Here is a 15,523-nt window from a genome sequence, read left to right on the forward strand (position 1 = left end):
TAAGTCTTCGGCAGATCGGGAAGGTTCAGGAGTGGAACGGCAGACCGGCATCGGCCGCCAGTTCCAGGTCGTCTGCGTCTGCGGCGGGCAGCAGCGTCGGCGTGCCGTCGGTGACCGGGACGACACCCAGTTCGAGGAGTTCGGCCATGGCGGCGCTGCCGGCCGTGTCGCGCACCTGGAGCTGGTAACGAGCCGTGGTCCGGTAGGTACCGCCGTTGTCGTCCCCGGTCCGCTGGAGGAACCCGGAGTCGGTGAGGAAGGCGGCGGCCTTGCCCACGATGCCGGTCGTGGACCCGGCGAGCCGGCGCGCGTCCTTGGTCGCTCCGGCCGCGCTGCGTCTCGCCCAGATCCGCCAGGCCGCCTCGAGGCCGGGCGCGTCGGTGACCGGGTCGGTGTTCTCGCCGACCTCCTCGGCCCGCTCCTCCAGGCGCCGGCATGCCTGGCGTACGAAGGCGTCGACGCCGTTGACCGAGACACGCCCGATGTATCCGTCGTCGGCCAGGTCCTCGGGCCGCGGGAACGCCATGGCGGCGACGGCGAGATGGGCCAGTCCGTGCAGGAACCGGTCGCCGCCGTCCGCTGACGTGCGCCGCGCGTAGTCCCCCATCCGGACGGCGAACACGGAGTCCTCGGCGGCGGTCACGGCCATCCCCGCGCGCGGGGACACTTCGAGGACCACCAGGCCGAGTCCGGCGGCGACGGCGTCGGCGAGCCGCGCGAACGGCGGATCCTCCCGGTAGCGCCGCAGCAGGTCGGCGTACTCCTGGTCACGCGCGGGCTGCAGCTTGGGCTGCAGCCCGAAGGCGACGAGCCGAGCGGCGTCGGCGGCATCGGCGGGGGTGACGGCGGCGGGCGCCGGCGGGGTCGGGGCCTCCGCGTCGCTCCACTCGACTTGCTCACTCACGGCTTGGGCTCCTTGTCACGCTCGTGCTCACTCATGCTGCGTCCCTCCGGTCCGCCGCCATCCCCGCGGCGTCCAGCAGGGCCGTGCCGACGATGAAGTCGGCGCCACCGAAGTCCGGATCGTCCAGTTCCGTCCCGTCGTCCACCGCGAAGAGCAGCTTCTGCTCGCCCTGCCGGTAGGCGGTTCCGACGGCGGGGCTGGCCGCGTGGACCGCCAACAGGGCCACCAGATACGCCAGGTCGAAGCCACCGGTGCGGCGAGCCTCCACCAGCAGGCCCGAGAGTCGTCGTGGTGCGTCCGCCGGCAGGTCCAGCAACTCCTTCGCGATCGCGAGCTGTTCCTCGCTGAACCGGCTGTCGTCCGGCGTGGCGATGAGGTCCGGTTCCGGCATCTCCGCGCCCAGGTGCTCGCGCTCCATCGGGGGCGTCAGCAGTATGTCGACGAGATCGCCCACTCTTACCGCCACCGGGGTCCGCAGCCCGGTCCCGCGCGCGAAGAACGCGTCGGTGACGCGGGTGGCCTGCTCCAACGGGAGCGGCAGCACCGGCGCGACGAGGTGGCCGTACAGGTCTATCCCCGATGTCGTCATCGGTGTGGCGAAGGCCTGGCGGTCCTGTTCGGCACGGAACAGGGGCCCGGCCTCGAGGAGCCTGGACTGGAGTTGGGTGTGGCGCCGGATGCAGTCCTTGACGATGTCGACGAGCTCGGCGGCCCGCCGCTTCTGCTCGGGGTCCTCCGACTCGTCCCGTGCCTTGCGGATGTTGGTGAGGATCGCGTTCTCGTGGCGGTACCGGTCGGCGACGTGATCGAGGGCCTCGGCGATCATGTCGGGTACGGAGTTGAGCCAGTCGACGGCCCGGACATTGCGCCTGGTCGCGTCCAGCGCCCTGCGCAGGGTCTCGGAGTACTGCACGGTCCGGTACCGCGCCTGCTCGGCGGCGAGTTGGGCGTCGGCGAGGCGTCCGCGGCTGATCAGCACCTCCAGCTTGACCTCGGCGGCGATCTGGGCGCTGGTGACATCGGTGTCGAGGGCGCCGACGAGAACGTTGACCGCCTCGTCCGTCGTCCGGAGATACACCGAGCCGCCGGGGCCGGGCACCTCCTCGATCAACTTGAAGTCGTAGTCGCGCCGGACATAGGTACCGTCCGGCGCGAAGGTGCCGTACACCGCCCGGAAACCGCGGTCGACGCTGCCGACGTTGATCAGGTTCTCCAGGACCCAGCGGGCCACCCGCTCGTGCTCGGCGACGGGCCGCTGCGGGGCCTGGGCGGCGATGCGCGGGATGAGGCGGGCCACGACCTGGTCGTGGTCGGCGCCCGTGTCGAAGTCCATGTTCAGTGTGACCAGGTCGATGCCGGAGAGGGCCACCTCCGCCATGCCGTACACCGAGTACTCACCCGCGAGGTTCGCCTTGCGCACGTCCAGGTCGTGCAGCGGCGCGGTGCATGCGAGGGCGCGCAGCCGACGCGCCAGTCCCTCGTCGGCGGCCGGGCCCGGTGCGGGGCGCGGCCCCGCGCTGAACTGGGGCGGAACGCTGTCCGTCGATGCAGGCGAAGTCACGGTGCACAGACTAGGTCCTCGGTCTGACAACTCCCCAAACGGCACGGATCGCCCCCGGCGGTCGGACGGGGCACGACCGGTTGCGACACGTCTGCGGCAGGTCTCACGCCCGCACGGCGGAGTCGCACATGGGACACGGCCCCGCGCCCCCAGGTGTCCCCTAGGTCTCCTCGCCGACCCTTCGCCTGTACACCTCGACCACTCGCTCCAAGGAGTCAGCGAGGTACACGGCGAGCAGCCGCTCCGCCTCTTCCCGGTCGCCCGCCTGAAGCGCTCCGAGGATCTGCTGGTTGCGAGCCAGGTAGGGCTCGTGGAGGGCCTTGGGGTCGTCCACCACGTGGAAGGCCAGGCGGAGTTCGGCGAAGACGCTGCGCATCAGTTCGTCGGTGCGGTCGCTGGCCGCGAGGGCGACGAGTTCCCGGTGGAAGTGGATGTTGGCCGTCCCCAGCGCTTTCCAGTCGCCTTCGCGCACCGCCCGCTGCCCCTCCACGACCGCCTCGGCAAGGGCGTCCAGGGCATACGGAGGCTCGCCCAGCCCACGGACGACCGCGCATTCCACGAGGGCGCGGGTCCGGTAGATGTCCTCGACGTCCTCGACCGCCAGGACCCGGACGAACACGCCCCGGTTCAGCTCGTGGACGAGCAGTCGCTCATGCGTGAGCAGCCGGAACGCCTCGCGCAGGGTGTTGCGGGAGACCCCGAGCGCGCCCCCGATGCTGTCCTCCGACAGCCGGGTGCCGGGCGGGAAGTAGCCCTCCGCGATGCGGCTTCTGAGGATGTCCGAGACCCGCTCGGCCGTGCTGGTACGGCCCAGGAGGGCGCGGTCGTCGGCCAGTGGGCTCAGCTGCTCTGCCATGCCCGGAATTCAACCGCAGACACGAGTACGAAACAACAGGGGTATTGAAGGATCGTTGAACGATCCTCTACGTTAGAGGAACACCGCACGGCTCAGCTCCGCACCCTCCGTCCTCCCACTGCGAGGTGCCCATGAGCACGACCCCGCCACCCCAGTCCCTCACCACCGACCCCACGACGACCGAACACGCCGCCGAAGACGGGGCGTTGAGCTGGTTCCGGGCCCTCGGCCCACGCGGCCGCCGCGCCTTCGCCGGCGCCTTCGGGGGCTACGCCCTGGACTCCTACGACTACTTCACGCTCCCGCTGAGCATGGTCGCGCTGGCCGCGTACTTCGGCCTGGACAGCGGCCAGACCGGTCTCTTCACCACCGTCACCCTCGTGGCCTCCGGCATCGGCGGGGCGCTGGCGGGGGTACTGGCCGACCGGGCCGGCCGGGTCCGGGCGCTGATGATCACGGTGATCACCTACGCGGTCTTCACCGTGGCCTGCGGCTTCGCACCGAACTTCGAGTCCCTGCTGGTCTTCCGCGCCCTTCAGGGCCTCGGATTCGGCGGCGAGTGGGCGGTCGGCGCGATCCTGGTCGCCGAGTACACGAGCACCAAGCACCGGGGCCGCACCCTGGGCGCGATCCAGAGCTCGTGGGCAGTGGGCTGGGCGCTGGCCGTGATCGTGTACACGCTGGTCTTCTCGGTCTTCGACGACGGCACGGCCTGGCGCGTGATGTTCTGGACCGGCGCACTGCCCGCACTGCTCGTCGTCTGGGTGCGGCGCCAGGTCAAGGACGCCCCCGCGGCGATCGAGGTGCGCGAGAAGACCGCCGGCAAGGGCTCGTTCACGGCGATCTTCAAGCCGGACCTGCTGCGGACGACGATCTTCGCGGTGCTGCTGTCCACCGGCGTCCAGGGCGGCTACTACACGCTCGCCACCTGGGTGCCGACGTACCTCAAGAGCGACCGCGGACTGTCGGTCGTCGGCACCGGCGGCTATCTGACGTTCCTGATCTCCGGCGCCTTCCTCGGCTACCTCACCGGCGGCTATCTCACCGACCGGCTGGGCCGCCGCCGCAACATCTGGCTCTTCGCGCTGCTGTCGGCCGTCTGCATCGTGGCCTACGGCAACATCCCGCACGGAGCCGACACCCTGCTCCTGGTGCTCGGGTTCCCGCTCGGGTTCTGCATGTCGGCGATCTTCAGCGGCTTCGGGTCCTATCTGAGCGAGCTGTACCCGACGGCGGTGCGCGGCTCGGGACAGGGCTTCACGTACAACACCGGCCGCGCGATCGGCGCGATCTTCCCGACCACCGTCGGTTTCCTTGCCGACAGCTGGGGCGTGGGCGGCGCGCTGGTCTTCGGCGCCATCGGCTACGGCATCGCGGCCCTGGCCCTGCTCGGACTGCCGGAGACACGTGGAAAGGAACTCGCGTGAACCCTCTGCCGCAGACGCGTGGGAAGAAACTCGCATGAACCCTCTGCCGCAGACCCGCGGAAAGGAACCCGCATGAACCGCACGGAAGACCGTCCCCTGACCCTGGTCGACGAGCACGCGCACGCGTGGAGCCCTGCTCAGGCCCGCACCCGCTTCCGCGCGGGCCTGACGGGCCCCACCGCAGGGGTCGCGGCCGGCCACACCCAGGTCAACCTGATCTCGGTGCCCGCCGACTGGGCGTACGACATGCTGCTGTTCTGCCAGCGCAACCCCAAGCCCTGCCCGGTTCTCGACGTCACGGACGCCGGCGACTGGAGCACCGTCCTCGCCGACGGCGCGGACCTGCGCACCGATCTGCCGCGCTACCGCGTGTGGGAGCACGGCGAGCTGGTGGACGAGCCGACCGACGTGCGCGCCCATTGGCGCGACGACCTGGTGTCGTTCCTGATCGGCTGCAGTTTCACCTTCGAGTGGGCGCTTTCCGAGGCGGGCGTCCCGATCCGGCACATTCAGCAGGGCCGAAACGTTCCCATGTATGTGACCAATCGCCAGTGCCGCCCCGCAGGAAGGCTGCACGGCCCGATGGTGGTGTCCATGCGCCCGGTGCCGCCGCAGCACCTCGCGACCGCGCTCAGGGAGAGCAGCCTGCTCCCTGCGGTGCACGGCAGCCCCGTCCACTGCGGCGATCCCTCGGGGCTCGGCATCGACGACCTCGGCCGCCCCGACTTCGGTGAAGCGGTGGCCGCCGAACCGGACGACATCCCGGTGTTCTGGGCCTGCGGGGTGACGCCCCAGGCCGCGGTGATGGCCTCGCGCCCCCCGTTCGCCCTCACCCACGCGCCGGGCCAGATGCTCCTGACGGACGCCCGCGACGAGCAGTACCGAGTGGCCTGAGAGGCCCGGAAGGAGACACGAGCAGTCCATGAGCTCGATCGATCTGAACGCCGACCTCGGCGAGGGCTTCGGCCGCTGGCAGCTGACCGACGACGAACAACTGCTGTCCGTCGTCACCAGCGCCAACGTGGCCTGCGGGTTCCACGCCGGGGACGCGTCCACCATGCGGCGGGTGTGCGAACTGGCGGCCGCGCGCGGGGTCCGGGTCGGCGCCCAGGTCTCCTACCGGGACCTGGCGGGCTTCGGACGGCGCGCGATGGACGTGCCGTCCGCCGAGCTGACGGCCGAGGTGGCCTACCAGATCGGCGCCCTGGAGGTCTTCGCCCGTGCGGCGGGCACACGCGTGTCCTACGTCAAACCGCACGGCGCCCTCTACAACCGGGTCGTGCACGACGAGGAGCAGGCCGCGGCGGTCGTCGCCGGCGTGGTCCTCGCGGACGCGACGCTGCCCGTGCTGGGCCTGCCCGGCTCGCGTCTCCTGGAGGCGGCCGGGAAGGCGGGCCTGCCCGGCGTCACCGAGGCCTTCGCGGACCGCGCCTACACCGAGGAGGGCACGCTGGTGCCGCGCGGCCAGGAGGGCGCGGTGGTCACCGATCCGGAGGCGGTCGTGGAGCGCTCACTGGGCCTGGCCCGGGACCGCTCGGTCATCTCCCGCTCCGGTACCCGCATCGAGGTCACGGCCCGCTCCCTGTGCCTGCACGGGGACACCCCGGGCGCGGTCGACCTGGCTCGCCGGGTCCGGGAACGCCTGGAGGCATCGGGAATCCGGGTGGAGGCCTTCGTATGAGGGCCCTGCCGGTCGGGACCGACGCCCTGCTCGTCGAGGTGTCCTCGGGCGAGGAGGCCCAGGCCCTGCACGCCGAGCTGCTGCGTCGCCGCGCGGAGGGCTCCCTGTCGGTCCGGGAGATCGTCCCCGCGGCCCGCACTGTCCTCCTCGACGGCCTCGCCGAGCCGGCCCGCCTGGCCGCGGAACTCGCCGCCGCCGACGTACCGCCCGCCCCCACCCGCGCGCGTGAGGCGATCGAACTTGCGGTGCGCTACGACGGACCCGACCTGGCCGACGTGGCCGCGTACTGGGGCGTCTCCCCCCGGGAGGTTGCCCGCATCCACGCCGGCACCGAGTTCACGGTCGCCTTCTGCGGATTCGCCCCGGGCTTCGGCTACCTCACCGGCCTGCCCGCCCGGTACGACGTCCCGCGCCGGACCACCCCCCGCACCGCCGTCCCGGCGGGTTCGGTGGCGCTCGCGGGGCCGTACACGGGCGTCTACCCGCGTTCGTCCCCGGGCGGCTGGCAGCTCATCGGCACCACGGACGCCGTGCTGTGGGACCACGCGCGGGTGCCTGCCGCGCTGCTGTCTCCGGGGACACGGGTCCGCTTCGTGGAGGGGCCATGACGGACCGCGCCCTCTCCGTCGTACGCGCCGGAGCGCTCACCACCGTTCAGGACCGGGGCCGGCCGGGCCACGCCCATCTCGGTGTGCCCCGCTCCGGCGCCCTCGACGGCCCCGCGGCGGACCTCGCCAACCGGCTGGTCGGCAACCGCGCCGACACGGCCGTCCTGGAGACCACGCTCAACGGCTGTGCGGTACGCCCCCGTTCGGCGGTCACCGTGGCCGTCACGGGCGCCCCCTGCCAGGTCACGGTGGACGGCCGCCCGGCGGCCTGGGGCGCACCGGTGCTCGTGCCGGCCGGAGCGCTGCTGGTCATCGGCTCGGCCGTCCACGGGGTACGCAGTTATGTGGCCCTCTCCGGCGGCATCACCGTGGAGCCGGTGCTCGGCAGCCGCTCCACGGACCTCCTGTCCGGGCTGGGCCCGGCCCCCCTCACGGACGGCGCGGTACTTCCTCTGGGCGCCCCGGAGTCACTCCACACGCGCGTGGACGTCGCACCGCAGCCGGCGCCCCCCGCGGAACTCGTCCTGCGCGTCACTCTGGGCCCACGGGACGACTGGTTCGCACGGGAATCGGTGCGGGCCTTCACGTCCGCCACCTTCCGGGTGTCGTCGGCGAGCAACCGCATCGGGCTGCGGACGGAGGGGCCGGCCCTGGAGAGGGTCCTCACGGGCGAACTCCCCAGTGAGGGCATGGTTCTGGGCTCCGTCCAGGTACCGCCCGACGGCAGACCGGTGGTCTTCCTCGCCGACCATCCGACCACCGGGGGGTACCCCGTGATCGGTGTGGTCCGCGCGACCGACCTCCCGGCTGCGGCCCAGGCTGCACCCGGAACCCCGGTGCGCTTTGTAGGGGTTCGCAGGCGGTAGCGCGCCCCGCGGGCGCCGGGCTGTATCGAATGTGCGGCTACCGCCGCGTGGGCGCGACCAGCCCCCACGCGGCCGCACCCGCACCCGCCGACGCCCTCATGCCGCCTCGGGCCGCTGCTCCTGCACGGACAACGCCGCCAGCGCCGTGGACACCGCGTGCGCGGTCCGCAGATCCAGCCGCCCGCTCGTCCCCCGCGCGCGGTGGCGCATCTCGGCCACGGCCAGCGTCACCAACTGCGGCAGCAGATCGGTGCAGCGCCGGACGACCCAACCGGTCCCCGCCGTGGCCAGCCACCACATGCTCGCCGACTTCGTGGGCACGGGAAACTCCGGCTCGGCCGAGGGCGGGGCCCCCGTCGCCACACCCCGCTCCGCCAGCACCTGATGAAACCGCACCGCCAACTGCCGGTGCCCCCGCTCGCCGGGATGCAGCCGGTCCGCGCTCCACATCGCCCGTTCGGTGGTCCAGTCTCCTTGCGCGGCATGCAGATGCACCGCCCCGTAGCGCTCGGACAGCGCGTGCACCACGGTGTTGACCGCCCGCTGCCGCCGTGCCAGCGGCCGGGCCAGCGCACCGGGCAGCCCCAGCATCGTGCCCGGGTCGGGCAGACACGCGGTGAGCAGCAGCGCACCCTGCTCACGGAAGGCCGCGTAGACCGTGTCGAGCCGTTCGGCCACGGCATGGATGTCGAAGGTGCAGCGCAGGGTGTCGTTCACACCGACGACCACGGACACGATGTCCGGCCGCAGGGCGAGCCCCGCGGGCAGTTGCCGCTCCAACACGTCCCGGGTCTGCGCCCCGCTCTCCGCGAGGTTGGCGAAGTCCACCTCCCTGGCGGAGAGCCCGTCGGCGAGCAGCGCGGCCCAGCCACGCCAGCCGCCCTCGACGGGATCCCCCACGCCCTCGGTGAGCGAGTCACCGAGGGCGACGAAGCGCGGGCCTCTCATGCCACGCCTCCGGGCACGGAGCGTCGGACGAGGACGTCCGCGTCATGAGCGGCGAGGAACGCCCGGACCGCCGTGTCCCACCCGAAGCACTCCGCACGCGCGCGTGCGGACTCCCGGCGCTCCGGCTCGGACTGTTCGAGCAGCATGTCCACGGCGTCCGCGAAGGCCTCCCCGCGGTCGGCGGCGACGGCCCCGGCGGAGCCGATCACCTCAGGCAGCGCGGAGGAGGCGCTCACCACTACCGGCGTACCGCACGCCATCGCCTCCAGCGCGGCGAGCCCGAACGTCTCGGCGGGTCCAGGAGACAGGCACACGTCGGCGGACGCCTGGAGCGCGCCGAGCAGTCCGCGGTCGAGGACGTGGCCGAGGAACGTGACCGGCAGCCCGCGCTCCCGTGCCCGCTGCTCCAGGCGCGGCCTCAGCGGCCCGTCCCCGGCCACCACGAGCACCGCCCGCCGGCCGCGCCGCACCAAGGACTCCAGAGCGTCCAGGGCGGTGCTCGGCCGTTTCTCCACGGACAGCCTGGTGCAGGTCACGAGCAGCGTCTGGTCCTCGCGCGCGTACCGGTTCCTGAGGCCCGCGTCGCGCAGTGCCGGACGCCGCTCGACCAGATCGACGCCGAGCGGGGCCCGTACGACGTTGCGTGCTCCGATCCGCACGAACTCCCGCTCGGCGAACTCCGTGGTGCACACCACACGCGCGTACGTGTGCGCCGTACGGACGTTGAGGGCGTCGGCGGTGCGCCGGGCCGCCGTCTCCGACAGGCCCCAGGTGCGCAGGACTCCGTCGGCGGTCTCGTGGGAGACCATCACGGCGGGGACCCGGGCCCGCCTGGCCCATTTGCCGGTCCACCTGAGGGTCGTACGGTCGGAGACCTCCAGGCGGTCGGGGGCGAGTTCCTCCAGGAGCCGGGCCACCCGCCGCCTGTCGGCGAGGACGCGGTAGCCGCCGGTGCCGGGCAGCAGCAGGCCGGGCAGGGTGATGATCCGTCCCTGCTCGGTCTGCCGGTCGCTCGGGCGGTCGCCCGGCACGACGAGCACGGACTCGTGCCCGGCCGCCTGATAGCCCTTGCCGAGCTCGCGCAGGGCGGTGCGCAGGCCGCCCGAGGCGGGAGCGACGAAGTTCGCCAGACGCACGATCCGCAGTGACTGCCCGCTCATGCCGCCACCGCCGTCTTCCGGCCGCTGAGCACGGCTGCGTAGTGGCCGATCAGCTGGTCGCCGACGGCCGCCCAGGTACGTCCCTCGACCATGGCCCGCGCGGCGGCACCGAACTCGGCACGCATTCCTGGGTCGGCGGCCAGGGACCGCACCGCGTCCCGTACGGCGGCCGGGTCGCGCGGCGGGACGAGGAACCCCGTGCGCCCGTGGGCGACCAGGTCCAGCGGGCCGCCCGCGGCCGGTGCGACGACGGGCACACCGCTTGCCATGGCCTCCTGCACGGTCTGGCAGAAGGTCTCGAAGGGGCCGGTGTGGGCGAAGACGTCGAAGGAGGCGAAGATCCGGGCGAGTTCGTCGCCCATGCGACGGCCCAGGAAGACCGCGCCGGGGAGCGCCTGTTCGAGGTGGGGCGCGCTCGGCCCGTCGCCGACCACCACGACCTTGACGCCCTCAAGGCGGCACGCGTCGGCCAGCAGCTCGATGTGTTTCTCGGGGGCGAGCCGCCCCACGTAGCCGACGATCGTCTCGCCGTTCGGGGCGAGTTGGCGGCGCAGTGCCTCGTCGCGCAGATGAGGGCGGAAACGGACGGTGTCCACGCCGCGCGGCCACAGCTTGACCCGGGGCACGCCGTGCGTCTCCAGGTCCTGCAGGGACGCGCTGGACGGGGCGAGGGTGAGGTCGGCGGCGGCGTGGACGGAACGGATGCGGCGCCAGGCGGCGGCCTCGCCCGCGTGCACATAGGTGCGGGCGTATCCGGCGAGGTCGGTCTGGTAGACGGCCACGGCGGGGACGCCGAGCCGGGCGGCGGCGGCCATGCCGCGGACGCCGAGGACGAAGGGGCTGGCCAGGTGGACCACGTCGGCACGATGCTCGACGATCGCCGCGGCCACGCGCCTGCTGGGGAGGGCGACGCGGACCTGTGGGTAGCCCGGGAGCGGGAGGGAGGGGACACGGACGACGGGGCACGGCGCGAGGGCGTCCACGCCGGGCTCGGGGCCGGACGCGGTGGCCGGCGCGACGACGAGCGGGAGGTGACCGCGATCTACGAGGTGCCGGGCGGTCTGGAGCGCGCAGTGGGCCACGCCGTTCACATCGGGGGGAAAGGATTCGGTCACGATGACGACACGCATAGGGCTGTTGTCGCCGCGCCGGACGTGGTCACGTCAACGTGGATCTTTCCGGGCGGGGAACGTCCCATGAGCGTTCCGGTGCGCACCCGAGCAGGTCGGGCCACGTCCATGCGGACCTGCCCCGCGGGTCACCGCGAGTTCATCCGGTGGGCGTGACGGTGCCCACCGGTACTCGTTCGGGGCGGGTGTCACATGGCGGCCGTGTCCGGTCCGATACGGCCGCGGACCACGGTCTGCACCTCGCCCTCCTCGGCCGGGTCGGCGGCGAGCCGGCGCAGTCGCTCCACGACCCTGGCGTCGCCGGTCTCGGCGTGCCTGGCGGCGATCTCGCGGGTGGCCTCCTCGCAGTCCCACAGGCATTCGACGGCGAATCCGCTGGGGAAGGAGGGGTCGGTGGCGGCGAGCGCGTGGGCGGCCCGGCCCCGTAGATGGGAGGACGCCGTCTCCCGGTAGATGTGCCGCAGCACGGGGGCGGCACAGGCGATGCCGAGCCGGCCGGTGCCGTCGACGAGGGTCCACAGGGTGTGCGCGTCGGGGCCCTCGCCCCGTACGGCTTCCCTGAGGGCCGCGAGCACGAGGTCCCGGTCCTGGACTCCGCCCAGACAGGCGAGCATGCGTCCGGCGGCGGCACCCAGTGGATCGGGCCGGCGGGCCCAGCCGCGCGCCCGGTCCACGGCGGCGATACTGCGCATACGTTCGAACGAGTCGAGGGCGGCCTCCACGACGGCCGGCGAGCCGGTGACAACGGCCGCCTCGATCAGGTCGAAGGCCTCGGGATCATTGCCGTCGGCGAGATAGCGCAGAGCGGTGCACCGCGCCCCCTCGGTACCGTCCTTGGCTGCCGCAAGGATCTCGGGCCGGTCCTCGGGGCCCGCGACGGCGGTCAGGCAGCGGGCGGCGGGCACATACAGGACGGCCCCCCGCTCGACGCCTTGCTGGGCCCATTCGAAGACGGCCTGCACACTCCACCCCGGGCGGGGCCCGGCAGGTCGCATCTGCCGCTGCCAGAGGTCGAAACAGCCGCTCTCCTGAGCGGCGCGCACACGCGTGGAGACGGATTCGCGTGGATCGTCCGCCCACAGGCGCCATGGCCTCGGCTCGAAGGCGTCCCGGACGGCGGTGGCCAGTTCGGCCTCTCCCTCGGGATCGGTCCCGAAGCGTGCGAGGACGGGGGCGGCGAGAGACCGCAGCCCGGCGTCGTCGTCGCGCAGCGCCAGTTCGTCCAGCGCCCAGGCCCAGTTGGAGCCCGAGGCGGCGTACCTGCGCAGGAGTCCGAGCGCGTCGCGCCTGCCGTAGGAGGCGAGGTGGCCCAGGACGGCGAGGGCGAGGCCCGTGCGTGACTCCTCGGTGTCGAAGACGTCGTCGACCTCGAAGAGGTGCGCCTCGATCTCGTCCAGCTCGCCGTTCAGGTCGAGATAGAGACGGGCGTAGTACAGCGAGCGGTTCTCCACCTGCCAGTCGTGGCGGGGATCGCGCAGCACACAGTGGTTCAGGGCCGCGAGCGCCTCGGCTCGCGGGGCGGTGAGCGCGTGCAGTGTGCCGTCGCCGCGGCCCCGCTGGAGCAGGCCGAGCAGCGTGCCGCTGGGCGCTATGACCGGATCGAACATGGGAAACAGCCTCACATCAAGCGTCGACGCAACCGGGGACGTGCATTACCTGGCCGCGCGCCGACACGTCGGGGTGTCCGCCGTTTCCTGCTTGCTGTAAGCCATCTTCCTCTGCCTCTCGTCGGTGGCCCATGCGGACCCGTGTCACGGTCCGCGCGGTGCGGCATCACCTGCCCTGCCATCACGTCCGTGAACCACGACGTCATGATGACCCGGCACTTCCGTCTGCCGCGACCGAAATTTCGGCGGCCCCGTACCGCCTCCCCCGTTTTCTGTGTTCCAGCTGGTCAGAACATACGGATCAGTGTGCGCCGAACAGTTCGAGAAGTTCCGTCCGGCCGAACATCCTGGCCGTGTCGACGGCGGACGGCGTGCCCTCGGAAGGGTCGGCGCCACCCTCCAGGAGGGCCTTGATGACGTCCGCGGAGCCCTTGAACACGGCTCCGGCGAGCGGTGTCTGGCCCCGGTCGTTGACGCCGCCCGCCGCCGCTCCACGGGCCACCAGGGCGCTCACCGCGTCCGCGTGGCCGTGGTATGCGGTGAGCATCACGAGCGAGTCCCCGCGGTCGTTGGTGAGGCCTGCCGGAACACCCGCGTCGACGTACGCCACGAGAGCCTCGGTCTGCCCCTGCCGGGCCAGATCGAAGATCTTGGTCGCCAGCTCCACGACCTCGGGGTCGGGGGCTTCAGTCATCGGCCGGTCCGCCTTCCATACAACCGTTCAGGTGAATCGCAAGGGTACTGGCTCGCGCGGCACATGACCCGATGTGTCGGAGGTGAAGATCACCACGACTCCGCCAACCTGGTGAAATCAAAAGAAATTCACCCTTTTGCAGCTTTTGTCGTATGGATACATGCTGTGATCCTGGAAGTACTCATGGTGACTGTCCCCGCGAACCAGGAGCACTCAAATGATCTTCTCTATCTCCGGCGTCGTCCTGCTCGGCATCGTCGTCTTCATCTTCTTCCGCAAGGACGGACTCAAGGCGTCCCACGCCCTCGTCGCCGCCCTGTTCGGTTTCTACCTGGCCAGCACGGCCATCGCCCCGAGCATCAAGGCCGGTGGCGAGAGCCTCGCGAGCCTCCTCGGCGGCATCAAGTTCTGACGCCGCCCCTCCCGTCCGTACGCACCTTCAGGAGACCGCAGTGGCTCGCCGCCCCCTTCCCCGCATCCTGAGCACAGGCAGCGCGCAGATCGCCCGTAGCCGGGAGCTGGCCCGGACGGCGGCCGACAGCGCCACCGACGTCCTCCACCCGCTGATCACGATCACCCGCGGTCTGCGCCGGCTGGCCTCGGCCGGTCGGCGCAGATGGGCCGACACCCCCAAGGACAGGCGCGGACCGCTGCTGTTCCTGGTGGCCTCGGTGGTCCTGGTCGTGGCACTGGTGCCGTACGGCCCGCTCCTCGCCGTCATCACCGTGATGGCGGCGGCAGCCTGGCAGGGCCGGGATCACAGACCGCCGGAGCCGGAAGGACCCGACGAGTCGCAGACACAGCGCCTCCAGTCGCTGTACGAAGCGCTCGTCCCGTACTTCTCGGCGGCCGAGGACCCGGCCCCGCTGTACACCCACGGCGGCGAATGGGAGAAGGCCTTCCCCGCGTACGACTTCGACGGCACCGGCCGGATCACCCGCCTGGTGATCCACTACCCGGCGTACTTCACCGACGGCGAGGCCCCGTCCCGGGCCCGTATCGAGCAGCTGTTGTACGCCAAGTCAGGGCGCGGCCGCGAATACCACTTCACCTGGGACGAGGAGGGCAACCAGCTCACGGTCTCCGTCCTCGTCCCGCTGCCCACCGACATCGCCGCCCAGCGTTTCGTCACCGCCCCGGGCGAGACCGTCCTCGGCTTCACCGACCCCACCCAGGTCCAGCGCACGCTCCCGCTCGGCTACGGCGACGGGCAGCGCGACGTCCCGCCGGTCGTGTGGCGCACCGGCATCCGCTCCACCGAGCCGCACCTGCTGGTCATGGGCCAGCCGGGCAGCGGCACGTCGACCCTGCTGCGTTCCATCGCGCTCCAGGCCCTGCAGTACGGCGATGTCGTCGTCGTCGAGGGCGGCGGCACCGGCGAGTACGCGTGCCTGACCGGGCGGGACGGGGTTCTCGCGGTCGAGTGCGGACTGGCGGGGGCCCTGGCGAGCCTGGAGTGGGCGGCGACCGAGACGGAACGCCGCCTGATCGCGGCCAACCGCGCCCGTCAGGCCGGCCACCCCCCGCCGGACGACACCAGGCGCCCGCTGTGGATCCTCCTCGACCGTCCGAGCGCCTTCACCCACCTGGCCGCCGCGGACGGCCGCACGGATCCGCAGTCCCTGCTCCAGGTCCCGCTGCGGCACGGTCGTGCGGCGAACGTCACGGTGGTGGTGGCCGACCAGTTCGACAGCGCGGAGGCGTTGAGCGATCCGGTACGGCAGCACACACGCGCGCGTGTCGTGCTGGGCCCGGCGACGCCGGACCAGTTGGAGGCCGTGCTGGGAGCGCCCGCGCACACGACTCCGGTCACCCAGGTCCCGCCCGGCCGCGGGTACGCCCGTCTGGGCACCGGGCCGGTCCATCGCCTTCAGGTCCCGGCGACTCCGGATCCGTACGACGAAGCGACGAGCGAGGCACACCGGCAGGCAGTGCTGGCATTGCTGCCGCCGCGGACGACGCCGGCGGACGGGGAGACGGTCCCCGCGGAAGCGGTGGTCGCCGAAGCGCCGTAGCCACCAGCGGTTGTCGTGCGGCTCCGGCCGCATGGGGGCCTGTCGCGCGGTTCCCCGCACCCCTGG

Annotated in this window: 15 protein-coding genes; 7 read left to right on the top strand and 8 right to left on the bottom strand. The window is 72.3% G+C overall.

Annotated elements, in window-relative coordinates; all coding sequences use genetic code 11:
- Positions 1–25: 25 nt before the first annotated feature.
- The 3 genes from OHT57_RS08855 to OHT57_RS08865 form a co-directional block, all read right to left on the bottom strand.
- On the bottom strand, positions 26–904 hold the full coding sequence (locus OHT57_RS08855) for a hypothetical protein (protein ID WP_328745520.1): 879 nt from the start codon (positions 902–904) through the stop codon (positions 26–28).
- Between the two features lie 31 nt (positions 905–935).
- Positions 936–2,465 carry a hypothetical protein gene (locus OHT57_RS08860; RefSeq protein ID WP_328745521.1) on the bottom strand — a complete coding sequence of 510 codons (1,530 nt, stop codon included), beginning with the start codon at positions 2,463–2,465 and terminating at the stop codon, positions 936–938.
- Positions 2,466–2,625: 160 nt separating this feature from the next.
- Complete coding sequence (locus tag OHT57_RS08865; protein ID WP_328745522.1) at positions 2,626–3,321, bottom strand: GntR family transcriptional regulator; 696 nt, start codon at positions 3,319–3,321, stop codon at positions 2,626–2,628.
- 131 nt (positions 3,322–3,452) lie between these two features.
- On the opposite strand from OHT57_RS08865, the gene OHT57_RS08870 reads away from it, so the two are divergent.
- From OHT57_RS08870 to OHT57_RS08890, 5 genes are all read left to right on the top strand, one after another.
- Positions 3,453–4,748: an MFS transporter gene (locus tag OHT57_RS08870; RefSeq protein ID WP_328745523.1), complete on the top strand. Its 1,296-nt coding sequence runs from the start codon at positions 3,453–3,455 to the stop codon at positions 4,746–4,748.
- A gap of 72 nt (positions 4,749–4,820) precedes the next feature.
- Positions 4,821–5,642 (top strand): putative hydro-lyase, encoded by an 822-nt coding sequence (locus OHT57_RS08875; RefSeq protein ID WP_328745524.1) that lies wholly within the window; start codon positions 4,821–4,823, stop codon positions 5,640–5,642.
- 28 nt (positions 5,643–5,670) lie between these two features.
- Positions 5,671–6,429, top strand: coding sequence for a LamB/YcsF family protein (locus OHT57_RS08880; protein WP_328745525.1), 759 nt, complete (start codon positions 5,671–5,673; stop codon positions 6,427–6,429).
- Entirely contained in the window at positions 6,426–7,037 is a 612-nt protein-coding gene (locus tag OHT57_RS08885) for a 5-oxoprolinase subunit B family protein (RefSeq protein WP_328745526.1), read from the top strand. The genes OHT57_RS08880 and OHT57_RS08885 overlap by 4 nt, the downstream gene beginning before the upstream one ends.
- Positions 7,034–7,903 carry a biotin-dependent carboxyltransferase family protein gene (locus OHT57_RS08890; RefSeq protein ID WP_328745527.1) on the top strand — a complete coding sequence of 290 codons (870 nt, stop codon included), beginning with the start codon at positions 7,034–7,036 and terminating at the stop codon, positions 7,901–7,903. Before OHT57_RS08885 ends, OHT57_RS08890 begins: the two co-directional genes overlap by 4 nt.
- A gap of 96 nt (positions 7,904–7,999) precedes the next feature.
- On the opposite strand, the gene OHT57_RS08895 is transcribed toward OHT57_RS08890, so the two are convergent.
- The 5 genes from OHT57_RS08895 to OHT57_RS08915 form a co-directional block, all read right to left on the bottom strand.
- Positions 8,000–8,851, bottom strand: coding sequence for an SGNH/GDSL hydrolase family protein (locus OHT57_RS08895; protein WP_328745528.1), 852 nt, complete (start codon positions 8,849–8,851; stop codon positions 8,000–8,002).
- Complete coding sequence (locus tag OHT57_RS08900) at positions 8,848–10,011, bottom strand: glycosyltransferase (protein WP_328745529.1); 1,164 nt, start codon at positions 10,009–10,011, stop codon at positions 8,848–8,850. The genes OHT57_RS08895 and OHT57_RS08900 overlap by 4 nt, the downstream gene beginning before the upstream one ends.
- Positions 10,008–11,141: a glycosyltransferase family 4 protein gene (locus OHT57_RS08905; protein ID WP_328745531.1), complete on the bottom strand. Its 1,134-nt coding sequence runs from the start codon at positions 11,139–11,141 to the stop codon at positions 10,008–10,010. Before OHT57_RS08905 ends, OHT57_RS08900 begins: the two co-directional genes overlap by 4 nt.
- A gap of 188 nt (positions 11,142–11,329) precedes the next feature.
- Positions 11,330–12,748: a HEAT repeat domain-containing protein gene (locus OHT57_RS08910; RefSeq protein WP_328745532.1), complete on the bottom strand. Its 1,419-nt coding sequence runs from the start codon at positions 12,746–12,748 to the stop codon at positions 11,330–11,332.
- 301 nt (positions 12,749–13,049) lie between these two features.
- Positions 13,050–13,442 carry an ankyrin repeat domain-containing protein gene (locus OHT57_RS08915; protein ID WP_328745533.1) on the bottom strand — a complete coding sequence of 131 codons (393 nt, stop codon included), beginning with the start codon at positions 13,440–13,442 and terminating at the stop codon, positions 13,050–13,052.
- A 217-nt stretch (positions 13,443–13,659) separates the two neighbouring features.
- Here OHT57_RS08915 and OHT57_RS08920 point away from each other — a divergent pair, with 217 nt between their 5' ends.
- Together OHT57_RS08920 and OHT57_RS08925 are read left to right on the top strand one after the other, a co-directional pair.
- Positions 13,660–13,854, top strand: a complete 195-nt coding sequence (locus OHT57_RS08920) for a hypothetical protein (protein ID WP_046262076.1) — start codon at positions 13,660–13,662, stop codon at positions 13,852–13,854.
- A 40-nt stretch (positions 13,855–13,894) separates the two neighbouring features.
- A complete protein-coding gene (locus OHT57_RS08925) occupies positions 13,895–15,457 on the top strand; it encodes a hypothetical protein (RefSeq protein WP_328745534.1) in 1,563 nt (520 codons plus the stop codon).
- The last annotated feature ends 66 nt before the right edge of the window (positions 15,458–15,523 follow it).

It is taken from the genome of Streptomyces sp. NBC_00285 (assembly GCF_036174265.1).
Taxonomy (GTDB): Bacteria; Actinomycetota; Actinomycetes; order Streptomycetales; family Streptomycetaceae; genus Streptomyces.